This is a genomic window from Sphaerisporangium viridialbum (assembly GCF_049674955.1).
Taxonomy (GTDB): domain Bacteria; phylum Actinomycetota; class Actinomycetes; order Streptosporangiales; family Streptosporangiaceae; genus Sphaerisporangium; species Sphaerisporangium viridialbum.
In genome coordinates, this window is the sequence record NZ_CP187232.1 from 6,417,300 (window position 1) to 6,435,227 (window position 17,928).

Below are 17,928 nucleotides of genomic sequence, written 5' to 3' on the forward strand. Positions count from 1 at the left end.
CGGTTTCCTGTGGGTCGGGGATGGAGGTTCGTGGTTCCGCGGTCGGGTCACCGGACGGTCACCACGACCGAGTGCCAGCCGGTGGCACCGTCAGGAAACGGCGGCGCCCGATGGTCGGGCTGGGTGTGGCCGGTGACGTCGGTGGCACGTACTTCGAGGCGGTGCCGGCCGGGGGCGGCGAGCCAGTCCAGGTGCCACTGCCGCCAGGTGTCGAGGTTGGCGGAGGCGGCCAGCCGCGCCTGCCGCCACGCTCCGCCGTCGATACGGACCTCGACGGCGGCCACGCCTCGGTGCTGCGCCCATGCGGTCCCGGCGATCATGGTGCGACCGGCATCGACCTGGGCGAAGGGCCTGGGGACGTCGATGCGTGAGGCGGTCTTGATCGGTGCCCGCTCGGCCCAGCCTCTTCGCGTCCAGTAGGCCTGCTCGTCGGCGAAACGGGTGAGCTTGATGTCGGTCACCCATTTGGTGGCCGACGCGTAGCCGTACAGGCCGGGCACCAGCATGCGGGCGGGGAAGCCGTGCTCGGGTGGCAGCGTCCGGCCGTTCATGCCGACGGCCAGTAGCGCGTCGCGGCCGTCCAGCACGGTCTGCACCGGGGTGCCACACGTCCATCCGTCGGCCGAGCGCGACAGGATCTGGTCGGCGCCCGAGCGCACCCCCGCTCGCCTGAGCAGGGCGGCCAGGTCGGCGCCGAGCCAGCGGGCGTTGCCCACGTACGGCCCGCCGACCTCGTTGGACACACACGTGAGGGTGATGTCCCGCTCCACCAGCGGCAGGGCGAGCAGGTCGGCGAAGGTGAGTTCCACGGGTCGCTCGACCAGGCCGTAGACGCGCAGCCGCCACTGCTCGTGAGGCACACGCGGAACCACCAGCACGGTGTCGACCCGGTAGAAGTCGGCGTTGGGCGTGGTGAACGGGCCCAGCCCGGTCAAGCGCAGGTCCACGCCGCGCGGCAGCGCCGGCGCCGGATCGGTGGGCGCGGGCAGACGCAGGGGTCCCGGATCCGCGGCGGCCTGCCGTACCGCGGTGACGGCCCGTCCCGCACCACCGCCGAGAGCGGCCAGTCCGATCATCAGCGCGCCGCCACGCAACAGCGTGCGCCGGTCACCCGTCGAACCGGAGGCGCCGTCGAATGCGGTGCCGGGATACCCGGTGATCGGCTCCCCACCGGTGGCCACGGCGGGGAAGACCCGTGACCAGGCACGGCGAAGCGCGTGTAGGGCGAGCACGCCTGCGAGGGCGGCGACGAGAGAAGGTACGACGTCCACCACGATGGCGTCGGGCCGCGACAGCGCCGCGGCACAGCCGACCAGCCCGAGTACGACCGGTGCGGCGGTGGCCAGGACGGGATGGCGAGGCGCGGCCACCCCGGCGAAGGCCGCCACCACGACCAGCACGACCGCCAGCCCGAGCAGCAGGACCAGCTTGTCGTCGCTGCCGAAGGTGCGGATGGCGAAGTCCTTCAGCCAGGCCGGTGTCAGGTCGATGAACGCCGATCCCACCACCACCAGCGGGCTCGCCTGCGGCCGATCCAGCGCCGCGGCCAGCTGTGCCGCGCCCAGCGCGACCGCCATCGCCAGCACTCCGGACGCCGCTGCCGCGGCCCTGGGTCCTTTGACTGTCACACCACGGCTTCGGAGCTGCGCGTGAGCAGGATTGGTGTCTTTCCCGGCCGTGCCGGGCACATGAGTCAGGCCCCGGTTCCCAGAGGCGAGGTCCGGCGCATGAGTCAGGCCCCGGTTCTCGAGGTGAGATCCGGGGCCTGGGCCAGGTCAGGCAGCGGGCACGTCCACCAGCAGCAGCGGCGGGCTGGTGGGCTGGGCGGAGCCGCCGACGGGCTCGATCGTCACGCCGAGCTTGGTCGCGCCCGGAGCGGGGGCCGTCACCATCGCCATGCGCTCCCCTCCGGAGTCGGTACTCAGCAGCCCCGCCGACCGGATGCGACCTGGAGCGATCTGCCACAGCTGGTACGCGCGGCCGTCCGGCAGCGGCGCCAGCCCCGCGGCCACGAACACCAGCCTGCCCTGCGAGCGCGATACCACCACGGTGCCACGACCGCCATCGGTGGTGGCCGTGGCGAGGCGGGCATCGGCCGCGCCCAGCACCGCCGAGACCTGCCGGTTGGCCTGCTCCGCCTGTTCGAGCCTGTCCTGGACGCGCACGGTCGCCACACCGAAGACCACGGTCGCCGCCACCGCGGCGACCGTGGTCACCGCCGCCGACCACGTACGCCACCCCGCGGGCCGCCGGCGCCTCGGCGCGGGCGCGACGACCGCCGGCGGCAGATGGCGTACCTGCCCGATCCGGGCCATGACCTGCCGGCGAAGCTCGGCCGGAGGCTCGACCGCCGCGGCCTGGCCCAGCCGGGCGGCCGTCTCGACCAACGTGGCGATCTCCTCCGCACATTCGGCGCAGCCGGTCAGGTGCTCCTCGAACCGGCGGCGTTCCAGCTCGTCGTCGATGGCGTCCAGCGCGTAGGCGCCCGCGAGCGTGTGAGGATCGGGTCTCACTGCCCCACCCCCAGGCAGTCGCGCAGCCGGATCAGCCCGTCGCGCATCCGCGTTTTCACCGTGCCCAACGGCGCCTTCACCAGCTCGGCGACCTCACGATAGGAGTATCCGCCGTAATAGGCCAGGGTCACCGACTCGCGCTGCAGGGACGTCAGCCCCTCCAGGCACCGGCGCAGCCGCTCGCGCTCCAGCCGGCCTTCCACCGACTCGGCCACCTCGTCGAAGGGCCGATGCACCTGCATGCGCGCCACCCGCTCCTCCCGATCGCTGCCCGCCTGCGCCGACCGCACCCGGTCGACGGCCCGCCGATGCGCGATCGTCATCACCCACGCCAGCACCGACCCCCGGGCAGCCTCGTAGCGGGCCGCACTCCGCCATACCTCCACCAGCACCTCCTGCGCGACCTCCTCGCTCTGCGCGCGATCGCGCACCACCCGCAGGACCAGCCCGAACACCCGAGGGGCCATCACGTCGTACAACCGCTCGAACGCCGACCGGTCGCCGCGCGCGACCGCCCCCAGCAGCTCTTCCAGCCCGGGCATGGGCTGCTCCCCAGTCCGCTTCCCGCGCATCTCGCCTTCCGGCCCCATGAACCCTCCTGCCCGACGACACGCCCTCACATCAAGGCGTTCGGAGCACCACACGCCATGGATTGGCCAACCCGCAGCACGCCCCATGCCCACCCCGCCCCGGAGGATACGGGCTTGATCCGGTTTGACGGACATCTGAGATCAGGGGTTCGTCAACGGAGGTCGCGGCATCCTCATCTTCTGGCGGGTCGATGGTGGTGCACTCCCAGACGCTGCGCGCGTCCGCCTCAGAGGGGCATGCGATGGCCGAGGGCGCGGTCCGGCACGGCACGGCACGGCACGGCACCAGCATGAAGATCGAGGGCAACGATGTAGACTCCCACGTCCACTCCGAGATCGGATTCGGGGTGACCAGACTCCTGGGCTTCGACCTGCTGTCCCAGATCAAGCAGGTCAAGCTGTATCGGGTGGAGCTGGCGGGAGCGACCTGTACCCGCGGCTGGGGCCAGCGCTGACGCGGCCCGATCCGGTGGGAGCTGATCGAGAACAACTACGACGACGATCAAGTACGCGACCGAGATCAAGCAGGGCACTGCCTCCACCGAGGCGATCTTGCGCCGGTTCACCGAGGCCGCCTCAGCCACCTACCAGGCGATGCTGGAGGTCGGCCGCGCCCAAAAGAGCATCTTCGTAGCGCGGTATCTGCGGCTGCGCTCGCTGCAGCGGGAGATCCAGGAGGGCCTGAACGTGGTGGAGGCCTTCGACGGAGCCAATTCGATCATCTTCTACGGCAAGGGCGGCGACATCGCGACCAACCGGCGTGAGGATATGGAGATGGCGGTGCTGTGCCTTCGGATCTTGCAGGCCGCGCTCGTCTACATTAATACCGTGATGCTGCAAGATGTCCCGTTCCTGAATCGGCGGATCTGCTGACGCAGGAGGACCGGCGCGGCGGCTGAGGGCACCGACTCCTATGAGCACCAGCTCGCGCTGCTGGTGGCGCTGAAGTCGTATCAGCGGATGGGCTGCTTCCCCAGGCGGGAGGAGGTCCCGGACGTGGTGGTGGGACTTCGTGCGGGCGTGGGAGGCCGGTGGAAGGGTATGCCTTGTGCGCGACGTGCGTCTGCCCCCAGGGTCGGAGCCGCAGACCTACGAAGCATGGATCTCGCCCGAGGACGTCCCGCTGCCTAAGGACAGCGGGCGGCTGGAGCTGTGGCAGCGGGCCGTGGACGGCATCCGTCAGCCGCCTCCCGGGTACCAGGGATGTTTCCTGCACCGCGACTTCCACCCCGGTAACGTCCTGTTCACCGGTTCCGACGAAGATCCGCAGGTCGGCGGGATCGTCGACTGGGTGGAGACTTCGTGGGGACCGGCCGACCTGGACGTGGCGCACTGCTCTACCGCCTTGGCCGTGCTGCACGGCGTTCCCTCCGGGATGCGGTTCGCGGACCTCTACCTCGCGGCCAGCGGACAGTTGGCCAAGGACCCCGCCGCCCACCTTTACTGGCGCCTGCTCGCCGCGTTGGTGTACGCGCCCAATGTCGACAGGCTCGCTGTCCCCCTGGCCGCACTGGGCCGCACGGAACTCACTCCCGACAAGCTGACCGCCAGGCTGGAGGACTACCTCCAGGCCGTGTTCGAACGCTTTGGGTAAGAGCCGGTGACGACCGGCGCCGCTTCAAGTCGTCGCCGAATACCGAAGTCATCGCGCTGCTCGGCGCCGGGCGACTCCCCGCGCCGAGCAACACCAGCGGGCCGAGCTCATGGTGGAGCTCGGTCCGCTGGTATTGCTCGGGCGGCGCACCGTGACCGGTCCACCACACCGTGGGGCCCGTCTTCGCAGAGCTGTTCCAACCAGGGGCTTCACACCCATCTGCCGTCAGCTCACCATACGTCGTCCAGCTGGCCGTCACTCACTGCAACCTCGGGTTGCCGAGAAGATCTCAGTGTTTCCCTGTCTCGATCACATCACCTTCTGTGTGGCGTGGTTCGTTGGGTGTCGGACACCGAACGTATGAAGGCGATCGTGCGCGAACGCATGCCTTCGCGGCGCGCAGCGATTTCGTCGACCGGGGGATCGAAGGCTTGGCGGATCGGCTTGGGGTGCATCTTTACCGCGCAGTCGAGATCGGTGCACAGCCGAAGGCCGAGTGCGTTCAGGCGTTCGCGTTTGTCGCGTGATGGGCGTCGAGCGGTGAACAGTGAAACCTCGTTGAACCGGCGGGTGAACCGGCACAGGTCGCACATCATTGCGCGCGATCCGTGTGCCGCTTCGTTCGGGGCCTGCCGCAGCAGCACTCCCAACGCCTGGTCGTCGGCCTCGGTGACGAGGTAGGCGCGTTTCGGGGCGCGCAGATCTCGCCACCCGAGGTAGTCGATCTGGTGCCACGGGGCGTCGTCGAACCAGGCTGGTAGTCGAACCCTTTTTTCGGTTTGGTCCAGGTTCACGATCGCGCCGCGTACCTCTTCCCTGGTCATGGGGCGCATGGCTTCTCCTAGCGAGTTGCACACGGGTGCAACGTGTATCGAGACAGGGACCGAAGGAATCCTGTGCGTCGAGGCGTCGGCACGCTGGCTCACCATGCATCGCGGGGTGAGAACGGGCTGGAGGACGCTGCACGAACTGACCGCGTTCGTCGCCGGCGTCCTGTGACACGACGTCGCGAGGTGTGGCCTGGGTCACAGTGCGAGCAGCATGCGATGGGCGATGCTGGTGTCCCTCAGCGGTTTGAGCGCCAGGCGTACCAGGGCCAGTGCGTTGTCGTCGCCGGCGATGCGGTTGGCGCTGAGTTCACCGCAGGACAAGCACTGGTGGATGATCATCCACTCGCCGTCGGGCCGTACCGACATGCTCAGTGCTTCCATCCGGCCGCGGCAGTCCGCGGCCCGGTCGCCAGGGATCCGTCGGTCGACGTGCAGGCTGGCCAGGCAGTTCGGGCAGTGATTGCGGTGCGTGGTGCCGGGCGCGTCCAGGGACACGTCCAGTCGGCAGCCCAAGCACCGGAAATCGTTCGCCCGGTGCCCTTGCTGGCTGTGGAGGACGTCCTTGTGCCGCTGCGGCCGCCGTGCGGCCTGCGCACGCCCGCGGGGGTTCTTCACTCGTCTCGGCATGGCCGGTCTTCTCCTTCCGGTTCACAGGTCGCCGAACACTTCGAGCGGGAACGGTGGTTGTGCCAGTGGCCGCACGGCCATGCGCATCAAGATGAGCTGGTTGTCGTCGGCGCAGATAGGGTTGGAGGTCAGCTCGTCGCAGCGCACACAACGGTGGATGACCATCCAGTCGCCGGTGCGCAGCACGGCGATGGCGATCGGCGACATCCGGCCCTGGCAGTCACTGGGGCCGCCCTCGACGTGGTCGAGAACGTGCTGGGAGTGCAGACACGACGGGCAGTGATTCCGCCGTGTACCGTCGCCTGCGGCGGCGGACAAGGTCAGGCCGCACCACACGCAGGAGAACGTGCCGGTCTTAAGGATGTTGTGTGGAGTGCTCGAAAGAGTCTTGTTGGTGCTGGACACCCGGGGTGCTCCTTGCTGAGAAGTCTGTAATGACAGCAAGAGCAGGCCGAGCGGCCTCGACGAAGACACCCACCCCATACGCCGCGACATGAGTGCTGGCGTGGGGGTGTGGGCTGGGTCAGGGCACCGGAAAAATCACGTCCGGTCACCGTCCGCGAGGGACGGCATCAAGGAGACGGACGGCTAGGCGGTGCAGCGAGGCGCGCTCGGCGCGGGCCGGAACACAGAATCTCTTTTCTAGGGCACAGCAGGCCCAGAGCAGACCGAAGGAACTCCGCCAGAGTAACAACAGCTCCCAGGTGGGTGCCAACGGATTATCGGGCACGGCTCCACTGCCGTGAGTAGCGAAGACGTGTCGTTGGGTACCCCGATCCGACGCCCCGGGTGACGGTTGTCACCCTTGCCCGAGGGTGTCCGCTCACCCAGCGACCGCAGCAGGCCGCCGCACCAACACCGACTGCCCCGTTGGCCCCCAAGGAGCTGTCACGCTTCGTGCTCGCAGAAATGAGTAGTTCTGAGAAATCGCGCCGGAAGCACCTGCCGCACCCGCGGCGGCAAAGTCGCCCCCAAGTACCACACCCCGCGCTTCATGCTGGCGCCCCAGCTCCGCGCCGAGCTCGAAGTCCGCACCCCCGCCGACCGCGGCCCCGGACACACATGGGAGATGGGCCCGGCCATCGACGCCGCCGCGCCGGAGGCCACCACGAAGCCCACGAGAGTGGGCTACGCGAGGTGCAGTACCGCCCAGCAAGAACTCCAGAGTCAGCTCGACGCGCTGGCGGAAGCCGGGTGCGACCCGGTCTTCTCCGAGAAGATCAGCACCCGCGTTAAGGCCCGGCCCGAGTTCGTCAAGGCGATGGACTTCGCCCGAACCATCAAGAATGCCGTCCCCCACCAGCGGGTGATCTTCGCGATGCACGAGATGAAGCGTCTGGGACGCGGCGCCGCCGAGCTCCTGGCGATCGCCGAGGACCTGCGCCACCACGACATCCAGCTCGAATTCTTCACCGGCCCCCTCCAAGGGGTGTATGACCCGTCCGGGCACGGCGCCGCCCTGTTCGCGTTCTTCGCCAGCATGGCGGAGTCCGAGCGCGAGTACATCCGGGAGAAGTCCCTCGAAGGACAGGCGTCCGCCCGCGAACGCGGTCGGCACGGTGGGCGGCCCAAGGTGGTCGACGACGACATGGTTGACTACGCCCGCAGCCTGCGGGCCAACAGCGTGCCCGTGCCGCAGATCGCCCAGAAGCTCGTCATCACCTCGGGCAAGAACAAGGGTCAGCGCCCTTCGGTCGCCACCGTCTACCGCGCCCTCGCCGAAGGCGACGCGGCCGACGGCACGGCCTGAGCCCGTCCGGCGAAGCCAGGAAGCCTCCCCGTACGAGCTGGCGAGCGATCCTGGAGGCGTGGCCCGTATCCGCTTCTGTGCCTCCTGCGGGGCCCGGCTGCCAAGGAGCACATCAGCCCGGCGCCTGTACTGCGATGACGTCTGCCGTGCTCAGGCGTTACCGGGAGCGCAAGGCCGCCGACCGGGCTTGGAGACTCGGGCCGATGCCCGGCGAGGCGGAGTGGAACGGCGATACCTGCATGATCCGGCTTCTGACCTGCCCAGTCTGTGGCCAGATCACCTTCGCCGGCGGGGGCCGTCGCTGCGACACGGTGTATTGCTCGGGAAAGTGCCGCTCCAGGGCCTGGCGCCGCCGAGCCGCTCGCAGGGTCCGCACCGCAGCGTGACGTCCAGCCGTTGCAGATTCGACCGCTACCAGCGCATATGACGCCTCTACATCATGCTCGCCAGTCCCGTACGTCACGTTCTCCGGTGCACTCCGGACCCCGCCAGGGCTTCAAGATCATCCCGTTGCCCCTTTGGCGCGTAACTCGGTCACACCCCATGCCGAGGCTCTGGCGACTCGGCAAGGGCATATAGACGCACCTACCCGGCATAAGCACCAAGAGGGCAACAGCAGCTTCAAGGCCCCGGCAAAGGTGTATCGAGCGCTTCGCACAGCACATCTCGGACGCCTCCCCGGCACACGATGAAGCGGCCCACACCCTGCGCCGCTTGGCTGCAGGAGCCACATTCCCGCGCCTAGTTCGAAAGGCTTCGGCATCGAAAAACTGTTCCAATTTCGGTGTAATCCGGTCAGCACATACCCGTCGTAATACTGCGTGGGTACACTCCGGCTATGGCTAAAGACAGAACATCGATCACGCTTGATGAGTGGGTGCTCGAACTCGCTCGCCAGCACGCCGAGAGCCGCAACATGTCGGTCTCGGCACTCATCATGCGCGGCATCCTCCGAGAGGTCGCCGCTACCCACGACCCGCGCGCCCGCGCCGTCTACTACGGCCCCCCCGCCGTCGACCGCCAGGAGGCCGACGAGCAGATCGCCGGCCAGGACATCGCCACCGCCGCCGAGGTCCGTCGCGCGGGAGAAGCCGCGTGAGCAATCACCGCTTCGGAGAGCTGTGGACCGTACAGCTCGGCGACCGCGAGGAAACCCGGCTGATCGTCTCGGGCGACTTCTACCACACGCTCTACGGCGACAACGTCCTCACGGCGTACGTCGAGCCCGCGGACATGGCCAGCACCTTGACCGCGTTCGTCATCGACGTCGGCGACGGCCAGGCCGCCATGATCGACCGGATCGCGACGGTCTCGGCGGTCCGGCTGAAGGGGAAGGTCGGCGACCTCGGCGAGACGCAACTCCAGGCGGTCCGCGGCATGGTAGCGACCATCTTCGGGATCACCGCCTGATGACCCGGCCCGAGATGTACGCCAGTACGCCATGCGCATGCCTCCTACGCGCCGGCGCGGAAGATCAGGGCGTGTTGGTCAAGTTACCGCCCGGGGGGAACCGGGAGAACGCGCTCAAAGCATTACAGAACGTGTACTCGCGGGTGAGCGAAGTACGTCAGACACCTTGGATGTGCAGGCCCAGCAGTTGCACGCCCTCTATCTCAACTGGGTGGACAACGCGGTCTATCTCCTGCGTCACCACATCAGCGCCGCAGACCTAGACCATCTTGTTCTGACCAAGCGGTACTGGACCTTGCAATCGCTGACCTGGTCGTCACTGCCCCCCGACCGGCTGAAAGAGCTTATTTCCACCGAACTGGAGGATCGAGAGTTGGTCTGGGCTTAGCCGCTCAGCGCCTCGGAGAGCAGATCGAACGCTGGTCGCGTCCCGGCGTCTTTGTCGTGGCAGACACAAGCCTCTTCATCCACCATCCAGACAAGATCGAAGACTGGGACCTTGCCAGCCTCCTGCACATCCGGGAGGAGCCCATTTACCTGTTGGTGCCGATGGTCGTGGTTGACGAGCTGGATGGCCTGAAGGAGTCCAAGAATAGCCATGTCCGCTGGCGAGCCAGACACAGCCTGACCGAACTCGACAGGCTATTGCCCAATCCCACGCAAGCCGCAGAGCTCCGGCCGGAGGACTACACGCCGTTGAACACGGGCGGGATCCCGCGCGGCCAGGTCTCCGTGGAGGTCGTTGTCGATTCGCGTGGACACGTTCGGCTACCGATCAATGACGACGAGATCGTGGACCAGGTCGTCTTGATCCAGGCGCTCGCAGGCCGCCCTATCACCCTGATCACCTTCGACACGGGTCAGTCGATGCGCGCCCGCGCTGCTGGAATTCAGACCAGGAAGATCCCGCAGCCTCACGAAGACTAACCTGTGGGGGTGCCACGGCGACATGGTCGCGGCACCCCCACCAGACGCCCTCGGCCAAGCGCCAGCCCCGGGGCCACGACCGGGATGTCGAACTTCGTCGCCCATTCCGCGACCGCTGGGGCCCGCGACTCCCACGCCTCCACCACGAGCGTGCCGGCGTGCGGCAGGGCGACAGTGACCGGGTGCGGCGGCGCGGAGCGCTGCCGCCTTGAACCAGTAGAGAAACTTTGAACCGCTCATCCTGTCTTACTTTTTTGCGCTGTGTCGGTGTAGCTCCGGCCATATGGGTCATCGTTATGACGGGGTGGCGGTGTTGGCTGCCCTGAGGGTGCTCCGGCACATCCGGCCTACCGAAATCGGAGCACCCTCTCTCGTGCTTGCGGGCTGCGTTGCTCGGTTACGGATGGTCTCACGGCTGGGCTCGTTATTTCGGCAACGCGCGTCATGGAGGGTGAGCCGGTTCTCACGGGAGTCTGCCAGAGGGGGCAGTGGCGATGCGGGGGTCTGTGCGGGCTCTGGCGTGCGGGTCGGTGAGGTCGTCGGCGGGGAGGGTCGCCGCTTGGGAGGGCGCGCGCCAACGGCGCTCCGCGGTGCGGCGGGCGAGTTCTTGTCCGTAGTGAGCGCCCAGGGGCGCTTCGGCGTGCTGATGGCCGGTGCCCCCATTGAGGCCATCACCAACGCAGACGGCATCATCACCGCCTACCATCTGAGCGCTGCGATCCCGCTCGGCGACGCCGCTAACTCATCGGTCGCGGCCCGGGCGCTGGCTGCCGCCCTGCTCGCGGTCAGCGCCCCGCGCACCTAACACCCCCATGCCTCCCACAGCGCAAGGAGCCCGTCCCGGTTCGAAGGCACAGTGGGGACTCTGGCGACGGTGCCACTGACATCACATGACCAAGTCACGGACACCGATGACGAAACTCCACGTCAACGAAATGACCATTCCCAGGCGGCGTGCCACCCATCCGGCAGGCCCCGGGGCCAGCCGCGTGTGCCTGGGAGCGCCCTGGCCCTCACCTTGGTTGCGGCGACGCTCATGGCCGGCGGACTGCTGGCCGCTGCCGTGGCCTGGATCGGCCTGCCGTCTAAGCTCACGCTTGACACGGGCAATCTGCTGGAAATCATCAAGATCTCCCTGGCCGTGATTGGCGGCATCGGTGGCGCCGTCGCCCTGGTTGTTGCCTACCGCAAACAGCGCCTGGCGGAGGAAGAAAACCATCGCGCCCGGCTTACGGCCCGGCGCGAGGACACCAAGCTGTACGCCGAACGCTTCGACAAGGCCGCCGACAAGCTCGGCTCCGAGGCCCCCGCGGTCCGTCTGGCCGGCGTCCATGCCCTGGCCGCCCTCGCCGATGACTGGGCGGGCGGCCGCCAGATGTGCATCGACGTCCTGTGCGCCTACCTGCGTATGCCTCTCGAACCCGAACCCGATATCGGCCAGGACCCGGTCAGGCATAGCAGCTGGCTCGCTATGCGCGAGGTACGCGCCACTGCCATCCGGCTCATCGGTACCCATCTTTACCGTAATGCCGCCGTCCCCTGGCACGGACACAACTTTGACTTCACCGGCGTCACCTTCGATGCCAGCGCTGACTTCACAGGCGCTGTCTTCTCCGGCGGCCGGGTCTCGTTCCTCGACGCCGTCTTTTCTGGTGACGGAATCTTCTTTAGCAGCGCCACCTTCTCCGGCAGTGTGGTCTTGTTCAGCCGCGCGCGCTATGAACCTCGGGAGCTAGAACATTCGTTCGAACAATGCTAAACGTTGCGGACCGGGCGCCGGGTGGGGAAAGCGCTCGGCGGCCCGCCATGCTTCCCGTGGCGACCGACGTCTCGGACGGCGACGCAGCAGGAGACCGCGATGGGGAGCAACAGCAGGTACGACCGTGCCTGCCATCGGCGACCGCGAAGCGGCTGAGGCCCGCGCCCTCCACCTGATCGGAGAACTCGTCGGCGACTACCCCGGGATCAGCGATCCGGATGTCGCCGCCCAGGTCTCCCACGTGCTGCACACAACCGCGATCGAGCTAATTAGCAAGGGGCTTCACTCATGTCTGCGGCCTGGAGGCGAGGCACGCCCGGGGCTACCCAGCGTGATCAAGGCTCACTGGGAATGGTTCCCAGTCTTCAACCGCACCTGACTGTCAAGTACCGGGTTTGATGGGCTCTCCACGGCCGCACCGCGGCCATCCGCCAGGGCGCCCTCCAAGCCCCCACCCGCGGTCGTCGCTCGGATGCTCGGCTACCACCATGTCCACGTCACCGCACTGGCAGCGGAGGCCGGGAGCCCGTGGTCCCACTACGCCCCCGACGATCGCGGAGAGTGACTGAAGGTGTCGCATCGAGGAGAATAGCGACTACTTGATTAGCTGTCTCCTTGATTAGCTGTCTCCACCAGACCCCCTATAACATCCCCAACCCAGGGAGGTCGAGCCACTCACGGTCCGCGCCCTCGCCTGGGTGGAGGGCGGCGGCCGCATCGGACAGGGCGGCGATCGCTTCCTCAGCGGATCCACCAAGGCGGGTCACCTCGGCGAGGTAGGCGCGGGCGTGGCCCCTGATCAGCTCCGCTCGCGCCGTCCGAGGTTCGGATTGCGGCAGAACTCGGGTGCCGCCGCCGCGTTTTCCGGTGACATATCCGGCTTGCTCCAGCTCCTTGTACGCCCGCGCCACCGTGCCCGCCGCCAGGCCGAGGTCGGCGGCGAGCTGGCGAACCGGAGGGAGCCGGGTGCCGACGGCCAGCACCCCGCACTTGATCAGCTCTGCGAACTGTGCCCGGATCTGCTCGTACGGCGGTGAGGGGCTGGTGACATCGACCTCGATCATGATGTTCTGATCGTTGGTCGGGAGTGCAACTCGGCCAGGTACCAGGTGGCCGAGCCCGCGGCCAAGACCGCGATCCCCAGGAGACCGAACGCCGCGGGCGCGGTCCAGCCGCCGAAATCGCTCTGTCCGAAGAGGGCTCCCGCGGCGACGACCGCGACACCGGTCAGCGGCAGGGCCACGCAGAGGCCGTAGGCCGCGGTGACCACGCGAGCGGTATGGGCGCGCTGCACGTCGTCCACGGCTCTCGCCGCCGCGTCGAGACCCGGGCGTCCACGCTGCACGACGCGATGCACCACCAACGCGGAGAGCAGGAACGCGGTCGCGAGCACGGCCAACATGGGCCACGCGTAGAACCAGCCGGGCCACGGACCGGTCGCGCTGCGCACCGTGCCGTCGGGGCTGGTCATGGCCAGCTCCCGCCCTGCACGCCCCAGGTCGTCGGTGCTCGCCGTGACGGACGTGACGGACAGCAGCAGGACGCTCACCAGTGAGAGCGCGCCGGCCAGCCGCGCCGAGAACCCGGGCAGGTAGTCACGCGCCCTTCTGATCTCCAGTGACGCACCCCGGATCGGCCCGTGGGGGCGTGGCGCGGCGAGCTCTCCCGCCAACGTGCCCAGCAGCAGGCCGATGCCCAGGACGGGGGCGGCCAGCATCGGCCCCCGGCCGAGGCCGTCCCAGCTCAACGCGAGCCAGGAGGCCGCGAGGCCGACCACCAGCCCGGCAAGCCGCGCCCAGAGGCGCCGTGTCGTGGTTACGCGCAGCACAGACAGATCGCCGCCGGCCGGCGCTGAGACCACGCGGTTCAGCGATATCAGTACAGCGAGGAGTGCGGCGACCGGCACCAGCAGCACCGCGAGGGTAAGGGGGATCACAGGGCCCATGCCATCTCCTTTGCATCAACCAGGTGATACAAATCCTGCCCGATCCGGCCACTTGTCGCAACTCCTTGATACAAATTCCGCGTGGGTCCGCCGCCGCGGAGTCGATGGAGCCCTTACGCCGAGGCGTCGCACTTCGCCGAGTTCGTCGACGCCGCCGCTACAGCGGGCGTCGAGCACGTTGTCCTGCTGTCCTCAGCTACCGTGCTGGAACCCAACTCGCCCTCCAAGCCCCGCCCGCGGTCGTCGCCCGGATGCTCGGCTACCACCATGTCCACGTCACCGCACTGGCAGCGGAAGCCGGAAGCCTGTGGTCTCACTACGCCCTCGACGAACGCGGTGAGTGACCGATGGTGTCGCATCGGGGAGAATAGCGACTACTCGATTAGTTAGAACGCACGATTGCGGTTCCACTTCGTCTGCGAGATCGGCGACCGGATGCACCTGCGCCCGCGGACGGTGGGCTCGCACTTGTACCGGGCCTCCCCAAAGCTCGGGATCTCCGCACGCGCCGAGCTCCGCGACCTCGACCTCGACGTCGAGTGACAGGGGACGCGCGGCGGCGCAGAAACCCGCGTTGAGCGTTGTAGCCCTCCTGCTCATGGCTGTGGATTGCCTCTCCGATGAGCAAGTAGCCCGCTCCCATGGGCTGTGGGATGAGGTCGGCCTCCCTCCACACGCCTTCCCCGTGCTCCCCCTTTGGTGTCGCCGGGTTCGGATCGGTTCCTTCACCAAGATCAGGACCAGGGCTGTAGAGCGTTCGACCGACAAGTATTGGCCGACGTGACAGGCACCGCGCCGGAACGGAGAGTCGGCACTGTCAGCACTTCGACTTCCCGAAGGGACGTTCTCCATGGTGTTATCCACCTTGAGAAAGACAAAGGCGTACACGGTGATGCTCGTTGTGGGTGTGGCGGCGATCGGCGTGGTGGGGCTCGCCGTGCCGGCCGTCGCCGCGACATACCAGGTGACCGGCGCGGACACCCAAGGGCTAGCCATCCAGAGCGAGCCGCACGTCAACCACGTCATCCGCTACGTGCCCAACGGCACCTCGCTCAACGTCTCCTGCCAGGTCAACAACGGCGACCAGGTCGACGGCAAGGTGTACAACGGCAAGCCGTTCACCACATGGGACCGGCTGGCCGATGGCACCTGGGTCTACGACTGGTACATGAACACGCCGACGGTCGGCGGCGATGGATACTCCCCCGGCATCCCGCACTGTGACAGCTCTGGTGTGCCGCCGCTGGCCGCCGGCTGCGTCGACTGGCCCAGCTCCAAGTTCCTCCAGACACCGCTCACCTCGGCGGCCAACGGCGGCGCTGGCTACGCCTGGCAGAACGGGAGCTACTACAACGAGGGCTACCACGTGAACTGCAACACCAGCAGTTCCATGAACCAGTACTACGCCCTCGACCTGGGCATGAACCAGGGCGACCCGGTGCTCGCACCTGGGGGCGCCGGTACGGTGAAGTACGCCGGGCAGGCGCCGTCCGGCTGGCAAACCTGCGGCCTGTACGTGATCGTCGACCATGGCGGCGGCTGGTGGAGCGTGGTATGCCACCTCAGCGCGTTCTATGTGCGCACGGGCCAGCAGATCACCAACAACACCATCATCGGGGCCGTCGGCGGTACCGGAGGATTCGCGCCGCACCTGCACTTCTCGTTGATGTACAACGCGAAGCTGACGGCGGCAGGCGGGGTGTACGGTGGGCAGAGCGCCCGACCGCGGCACCTGTACCACCTGAGCTGCACCACCGGCTACTACGACCAGATCACCAAGGGCCAGCAGGTCTGTTTCTGACGACCGGCCGCCGCCACCGCCCACGTGGCTCACGCACTACGTGGGCGGCAGCGGCACGCGAAGCTCGATGTGGGTGCCCGCGCCCGGTGAGCTGTCCACGACGACCGCGCCGCCGAGGCAGATGATGCGCTCGCGCACCGATGCGGCAAGGCCGGTTCCGGCGCCGGCGGTCACCGCGGCCGGGTCGAACCCGGCGCCATGGTCCAGGACGCTGACCGTCAGCTCGTCAGCCGCCGGGGAGAGCCGGGCCCGCACTACCGCGCTGGTCACCCCGGCGTGCTTGGTGACGTTGGTGAGCGCCTCCCGTACCGCCCCGCACACGCCGTCCACGACCGCCGGCGGGACGCGCCCTCGCCCCTCTCGTGTCGACAACCCGGAGCCGTTCAGCTCCACCCGCAGGCCGCGCCGGGCCTGGTCGGCGACGACGCAGTGCAACCCGGCAAGCAGGTCGTCGGGCTGGTCGGGCGGGCCTCCGGTGACCAGGCCGCGCAGCCACACCGCCTCTGCGGTGATGTGCCCGCGCAGGCCGGGATCGCTGATCCAGCCGCCCTGGGACAGTGTCTCCAGCGTCTGCAGCACACGGTCGTGCAGCGCCCGTGAGTACCGCGCGGCCTCCCGCTCGCGCGCCAGCTCCGCCGCCCGTTCCAGCGTCCTCTCCTCACCGGCGTCGGCGGCGGCCCCCGAGCGGCGCAGCTCGCGGGCGATGAGCCAGGTGATCACGGTGTTGGCGACGTAGCTCAACGCGTTGGGCGGCAGGTTCCACACCGGGTCCTCATGCAGGACCACGCTCGCCGCGACGTAAGCGGTCACCAGTGCGAATGTCGCGACCAGAACCTGAGACAGGCGGCGGTACCCGGCGCCGATCGCCACGCAGGAGACCAGCGTGAACGGGTACATGAAAAAGGCCCAGGTGTGATTCTCGTGCTGGGGCGAGAGCCAGCCGCCGGCGAAAAGCGCCGCGGCGCACAGCAGCACGTCGAAGGTGAGCCACCGCGGGTCGATCCGGCTGTGCCGCCACCAGATCGCGACCACCAGCGCGCTCTCCGCCGCCACGGCCGTCCCCAGCAATGCCGCCGGCCAGACGTTGCCGTACTGGGCCGAGATCGTGGTGAAAGCGAGAACGATCTGGCAGATGCCACCGACCCGGAAGAGTGCGGCTGTCCGCATCAGCATCATCTCGCTGCGTGCCAGATGCGCCCCGCCTGAGTCGGGGGTCAATTGCCGGTCCCGCGCAGCCGCAGCAGGGCTGCTCGGGTGAGTTCCGCCTTGTTACCCACCTGGAGTTTGCCTCGGATGCGCTCGACGTAGGTGTCGACGGTTGCCTTGCTGACCCCCATACGGGTGGCCGCCTGAGCATGCGTGAAGCCTCGCGCGATCAGGTCGAGCGCCTGCTCCTCGCGCGGCGACAGCTTGACCGCCGGTTGAGCCTGCGGTGCCGGCCGCATCTGCGACGAGGGGCGGGCATGCGAAGGCGGCAAGTCCTGCGGCGGGGGGCGGGTCTGTACCGGGGCGACCTGTGGCGCTTGCTGTGCCTGCGATGCCCCGTGGGCCCACGTGCCCAGGAACTGGGTCTGGAGGATGTCGGCGAGTTGGGAGGACAGCCAGAAACCACCGGTCGCCACAGTCTCAACGGCGGTGGCGAACTGTGCTGGCTGGGCCTGCTTGCTGATGTATCCTCCGGCCCCGGCCCGCACCGCACCCAGCACATCATCCGACGAGCCGAAGGCGGACATCACCAGCACCCGAGTGCTCCCCGCCAGGGCTGCGACGGCGTCGAGGCAGGGGCGAGGCCCGTCATGATCCGGATCGAGATGGTGATAGAGGTCCAGGATCACCACGTCGGGAAAGGCTGGAGCGCCGGCCAGCCACTCGGCGAGCTCAGCCGGCGATCCGACCGAGACCACCAGGTTGAATCCGCCGATGTCGGCCAGCGTCGCCGCGACCCCTCGCCGTGCGATGGGGTGATCATCCACGATGGCAACCCTGATCATCTCGGTGTCCCGCCCCGTTCGGATCTTGCCGTCAGGTGCGTCCATCATCGCCACGCCCGCCAGACCTCACAAGAGGTGGTCGGCCTTTTCGGATCTTGCCTCCAAACCCGCGCCGCATCGCCATACCTGCCCGGCTGTCCCCGCCCGTCTCCTGGCCCACCCCACCACCTGTCGCCTTCCCCTCCCGGTCG

The 17,928-nt window shown here is 68.2% G+C and carries 23 protein-coding genes; 13 read left to right on the plus strand and 10 right to left on the minus strand.

Annotated features, from left to right (window positions below):
• Window positions 1-47 precede the first annotated feature (47 nt).
• From ACOZ38_RS28890 to sigK, 3 genes are all read right to left on the minus strand, one after another.
• The gene (locus ACOZ38_RS28890; RefSeq protein ID WP_424537101.1) at window positions 48-1,577 is read right to left on the minus strand and encodes a molybdopterin-dependent oxidoreductase; all 1,530 of its coding nucleotides are present in this window, start codon (window positions 1,575-1,577) and stop codon (window positions 48-50) included.
• A gap of 198 nt (window positions 1,578-1,775) precedes the next feature.
• Window positions 1,776-2,513 (minus strand): anti-sigma factor, encoded by a 738-nt coding sequence (locus ACOZ38_RS28895; RefSeq protein WP_424534306.1) that lies wholly within the window; start codon window positions 2,511-2,513, stop codon window positions 1,776-1,778.
• Complete coding sequence (sigK, locus tag ACOZ38_RS28900) at window positions 2,510-3,055, minus strand: ECF RNA polymerase sigma factor SigK (RefSeq protein ID WP_424534307.1); 546 nt, start codon at window positions 3,053-3,055, stop codon at window positions 2,510-2,512. The genes ACOZ38_RS28895 and sigK overlap by 4 nt, the downstream gene beginning before the upstream one ends.
• A gap of 239 nt (window positions 3,056-3,294) precedes the next feature.
• Between sigK and ACOZ38_RS28905 the strand changes: the two genes are divergently transcribed.
• The 3 genes from ACOZ38_RS28905 to ACOZ38_RS28915 all read left to right on the plus strand — a co-directional run bounded on the left by ACOZ38_RS28905 (window position 3,295) and on the right by ACOZ38_RS28915 (window position 4,697).
• On the plus strand, window positions 3,295-3,558 hold the full coding sequence (locus ACOZ38_RS28905) for a Tn3 family transposase (protein WP_424534308.1): 264 nt from the start codon (window positions 3,295-3,297) through the stop codon (window positions 3,556-3,558).
• Window positions 3,559-3,655: 97 nt separating this feature from the next.
• Window positions 3,656-3,976, plus strand: a complete 321-nt coding sequence (locus ACOZ38_RS28910) for a Tn3 family transposase (RefSeq protein WP_424534309.1) — start codon at window positions 3,656-3,658, stop codon at window positions 3,974-3,976.
• 175 nt (window positions 3,977-4,151) lie between these two features.
• Entirely contained in the window at window positions 4,152-4,697 is a 546-nt protein-coding gene (locus tag ACOZ38_RS28915) for an aminoglycoside phosphotransferase family protein (protein WP_424534310.1), read from the plus strand.
• Between the two features lie 314 nt (window positions 4,698-5,011).
• Here ACOZ38_RS28915 and ACOZ38_RS28920 read toward each other — a convergent pair whose 3' ends face one another.
• The 3 genes from ACOZ38_RS28920 to ACOZ38_RS28930 all read right to left on the minus strand — a co-directional run bounded on the left by ACOZ38_RS28920 (window position 5,012) and on the right by ACOZ38_RS28930 (window position 6,559).
• Window positions 5,012-5,530 carry an FBP domain-containing protein gene (locus tag ACOZ38_RS28920; protein WP_424534311.1) on the minus strand — a complete coding sequence of 173 codons (519 nt, stop codon included), beginning with the start codon at window positions 5,528-5,530 and terminating at the stop codon, window positions 5,012-5,014.
• 192 nt (window positions 5,531-5,722) lie between these two features.
• On the minus strand, window positions 5,723-6,154 hold the full coding sequence (locus ACOZ38_RS28925; protein WP_424534312.1) for an RNHCP domain-containing protein: 432 nt from the start codon (window positions 6,152-6,154) through the stop codon (window positions 5,723-5,725).
• A 21-nt stretch (window positions 6,155-6,175) separates the two neighbouring features.
• Complete coding sequence (locus ACOZ38_RS28930) at window positions 6,176-6,559, minus strand: RNHCP domain-containing protein (protein WP_424534313.1); 384 nt, start codon at window positions 6,557-6,559, stop codon at window positions 6,176-6,178.
• 589 nt (window positions 6,560-7,148) lie between these two features.
• On the opposite strand from ACOZ38_RS28930, the gene ACOZ38_RS28935 reads away from it, so the two are divergent.
• The 8 genes from ACOZ38_RS28935 to ACOZ38_RS28970 all read left to right on the plus strand — a co-directional run bounded on the left by ACOZ38_RS28935 (window position 7,149) and on the right by ACOZ38_RS28970 (window position 12,379).
• Entirely contained in the window at window positions 7,149-7,904 is a 756-nt protein-coding gene (locus ACOZ38_RS28935; protein WP_424534314.1) for a recombinase family protein, read from the plus strand.
• 838 nt (window positions 7,905-8,742) lie between these two features.
• The gene (locus ACOZ38_RS28940) at window positions 8,743-9,003 is read left to right on the plus strand and encodes a hypothetical protein (RefSeq protein WP_424534315.1); all 261 of its coding nucleotides are present in this window, start codon (window positions 8,743-8,745) and stop codon (window positions 9,001-9,003) included.
• Window positions 9,000-9,314 carry a type II toxin-antitoxin system PemK/MazF family toxin gene (locus ACOZ38_RS28945; protein ID WP_424534316.1) on the plus strand — a complete coding sequence of 105 codons (315 nt, stop codon included), beginning with the start codon at window positions 9,000-9,002 and terminating at the stop codon, window positions 9,312-9,314. The genes ACOZ38_RS28940 and ACOZ38_RS28945 overlap by 4 nt, the downstream gene beginning before the upstream one ends.
• Window positions 9,315-9,480: 166 nt before the next feature.
• Window positions 9,481-9,702: a hypothetical protein gene (locus tag ACOZ38_RS28950; protein ID WP_424534317.1), complete on the plus strand. Its 222-nt coding sequence runs from the start codon at window positions 9,481-9,483 to the stop codon at window positions 9,700-9,702.
• Between the two features lie 56 nt (window positions 9,703-9,758).
• Window positions 9,759-10,241: a PIN domain-containing protein gene (locus tag ACOZ38_RS28955; RefSeq protein ID WP_424534318.1), complete on the plus strand. Its 483-nt coding sequence runs from the start codon at window positions 9,759-9,761 to the stop codon at window positions 10,239-10,241.
• A 616-nt stretch (window positions 10,242-10,857) separates the two neighbouring features.
• Window positions 10,858-11,046 carry a hypothetical protein gene (locus tag ACOZ38_RS28960; protein WP_424534319.1) on the plus strand — a complete coding sequence of 63 codons (189 nt, stop codon included), beginning with the start codon at window positions 10,858-10,860 and terminating at the stop codon, window positions 11,044-11,046.
• A 231-nt stretch (window positions 11,047-11,277) separates the two neighbouring features.
• Window positions 11,278-12,000: a pentapeptide repeat-containing protein gene (locus tag ACOZ38_RS28965; protein ID WP_424534320.1), complete on the plus strand. Its 723-nt coding sequence runs from the start codon at window positions 11,278-11,280 to the stop codon at window positions 11,998-12,000.
• 124 nt (window positions 12,001-12,124) lie between these two features.
• Window positions 12,125-12,379 (plus strand): hypothetical protein, encoded by a 255-nt coding sequence (locus ACOZ38_RS28970; RefSeq protein WP_424534321.1) that lies wholly within the window; start codon window positions 12,125-12,127, stop codon window positions 12,377-12,379.
• A 262-nt stretch (window positions 12,380-12,641) separates the two neighbouring features.
• Here ACOZ38_RS28970 and ACOZ38_RS28975 read toward each other — a convergent pair whose 3' ends face one another.
• Both ACOZ38_RS28975 and ACOZ38_RS28980 read right to left on the minus strand, forming a co-directional pair.
• The gene (locus ACOZ38_RS28975; protein WP_424534322.1) at window positions 12,642-13,064 is read right to left on the minus strand and encodes a GntR family transcriptional regulator; all 423 of its coding nucleotides are present in this window, start codon (window positions 13,062-13,064) and stop codon (window positions 12,642-12,644) included.
• Window positions 13,061-13,945, minus strand: a complete 885-nt coding sequence (locus ACOZ38_RS28980) for a hypothetical protein (protein WP_424534323.1) — start codon at window positions 13,943-13,945, stop codon at window positions 13,061-13,063. The genes ACOZ38_RS28975 and ACOZ38_RS28980 overlap by 4 nt, the downstream gene beginning before the upstream one ends.
• Window positions 13,946-14,344: 399 nt before the next feature.
• On the opposite strand from ACOZ38_RS28980, the gene ACOZ38_RS28985 reads away from it, so the two are divergent.
• Both ACOZ38_RS28985 and ACOZ38_RS28990 read left to right on the plus strand, forming a co-directional pair.
• On the plus strand, window positions 14,345-14,488 hold the full coding sequence (locus ACOZ38_RS28985; protein WP_424534324.1) for a hypothetical protein: 144 nt from the start codon (window positions 14,345-14,347) through the stop codon (window positions 14,486-14,488).
• Window positions 14,489-14,810: 322 nt separating this feature from the next.
• Window positions 14,811-15,746, plus strand: coding sequence for a peptidoglycan DD-metalloendopeptidase family protein (locus tag ACOZ38_RS28990; protein ID WP_424534325.1), 936 nt, complete (start codon window positions 14,811-14,813; stop codon window positions 15,744-15,746).
• 36 nt (window positions 15,747-15,782) lie between these two features.
• Here the strand turns inward: ACOZ38_RS28990 and ACOZ38_RS28995 are convergent, their stop codons facing one another.
• Together ACOZ38_RS28995 and ACOZ38_RS29000 are read right to left on the minus strand one after the other, a co-directional pair.
• Window positions 15,783-16,913 (minus strand): sensor histidine kinase, encoded by a 1,131-nt coding sequence (locus ACOZ38_RS28995; protein WP_424534326.1) that lies wholly within the window; start codon window positions 16,911-16,913, stop codon window positions 15,783-15,785.
• Window positions 16,914-16,960: 47 nt separating this feature from the next.
• Window positions 16,961-17,785, minus strand: coding sequence for a LuxR C-terminal-related transcriptional regulator (locus tag ACOZ38_RS29000; RefSeq protein ID WP_424537102.1), 825 nt, complete (start codon window positions 17,783-17,785; stop codon window positions 16,961-16,963).
• Between the last annotated feature and the right edge of the window lie 143 nt (window positions 17,786-17,928).

What these genes read in the sequence shown, in the direction of transcription:
- ACOZ38_RS28890 (WP_424537101.1), bottom strand. Translation starts at nt 1,577, where the DNA reads ATGGCGGTCGCGCTGGGCGCGGCACAGCTGGCCGCGGCGCTGGATCGG.
- sigK (WP_424534307.1), bottom strand. Translation starts at nt 3,055, where the DNA reads ATGCCCGGGCTGGAAGAGCTGCTGGGGGCGGTCGCGCGCGGCGACCGG.
- ACOZ38_RS28905 (WP_424534308.1), top strand. Translation starts at nt 3,295, where the DNA reads ATGGTGGTGCACTCCCAGACGCTGCGCGCGTCCGCCTCAGAGGGGCAT.
- ACOZ38_RS28920 (WP_424534311.1), bottom strand. Translation starts at nt 5,530, where the DNA reads ATGCGCCCCATGACCAGGGAAGAGGTACGCGGCGCGATCGTGAACCTG.
- ACOZ38_RS28925 (WP_424534312.1), bottom strand. Translation starts at nt 6,154, where the DNA reads ATGCCGAGACGAGTGAAGAACCCCCGCGGGCGTGCGCAGGCCGCACGG.
- ACOZ38_RS28935 (WP_424534314.1), top strand. Translation starts at nt 7,149, where the DNA reads ATGCTGGCGCCCCAGCTCCGCGCCGAGCTCGAAGTCCGCACCCCCGCC.
- ACOZ38_RS28940 (WP_424534315.1), top strand. Translation starts at nt 8,743, where the DNA reads ATGGCTAAAGACAGAACATCGATCACGCTTGATGAGTGGGTGCTCGAA.
- ACOZ38_RS28965 (WP_424534320.1), top strand. Translation starts at nt 11,278, where the DNA reads ATGGCCGGCGGACTGCTGGCCGCTGCCGTGGCCTGGATCGGCCTGCCG.
- ACOZ38_RS28975 (WP_424534322.1), bottom strand. Translation starts at nt 13,064, where the DNA reads ATGATCGAGGTCGATGTCACCAGCCCCTCACCGCCGTACGAGCAGATC.
- ACOZ38_RS28980 (WP_424534323.1), bottom strand. Translation starts at nt 13,945, where the DNA reads ATGGGCCCTGTGATCCCCCTTACCCTCGCGGTGCTGCTGGTGCCGGTC.
- ACOZ38_RS28995 (WP_424534326.1), bottom strand. Translation starts at nt 16,913, where the DNA reads ATGCGGACAGCCGCACTCTTCCGGGTCGGTGGCATCTGCCAGATCGTT.
- ACOZ38_RS29000 (WP_424537102.1), bottom strand. Translation starts at nt 17,785, where the DNA reads ATGATGGACGCACCTGACGGCAAGATCCGAACGGGGCGGGACACCGAG.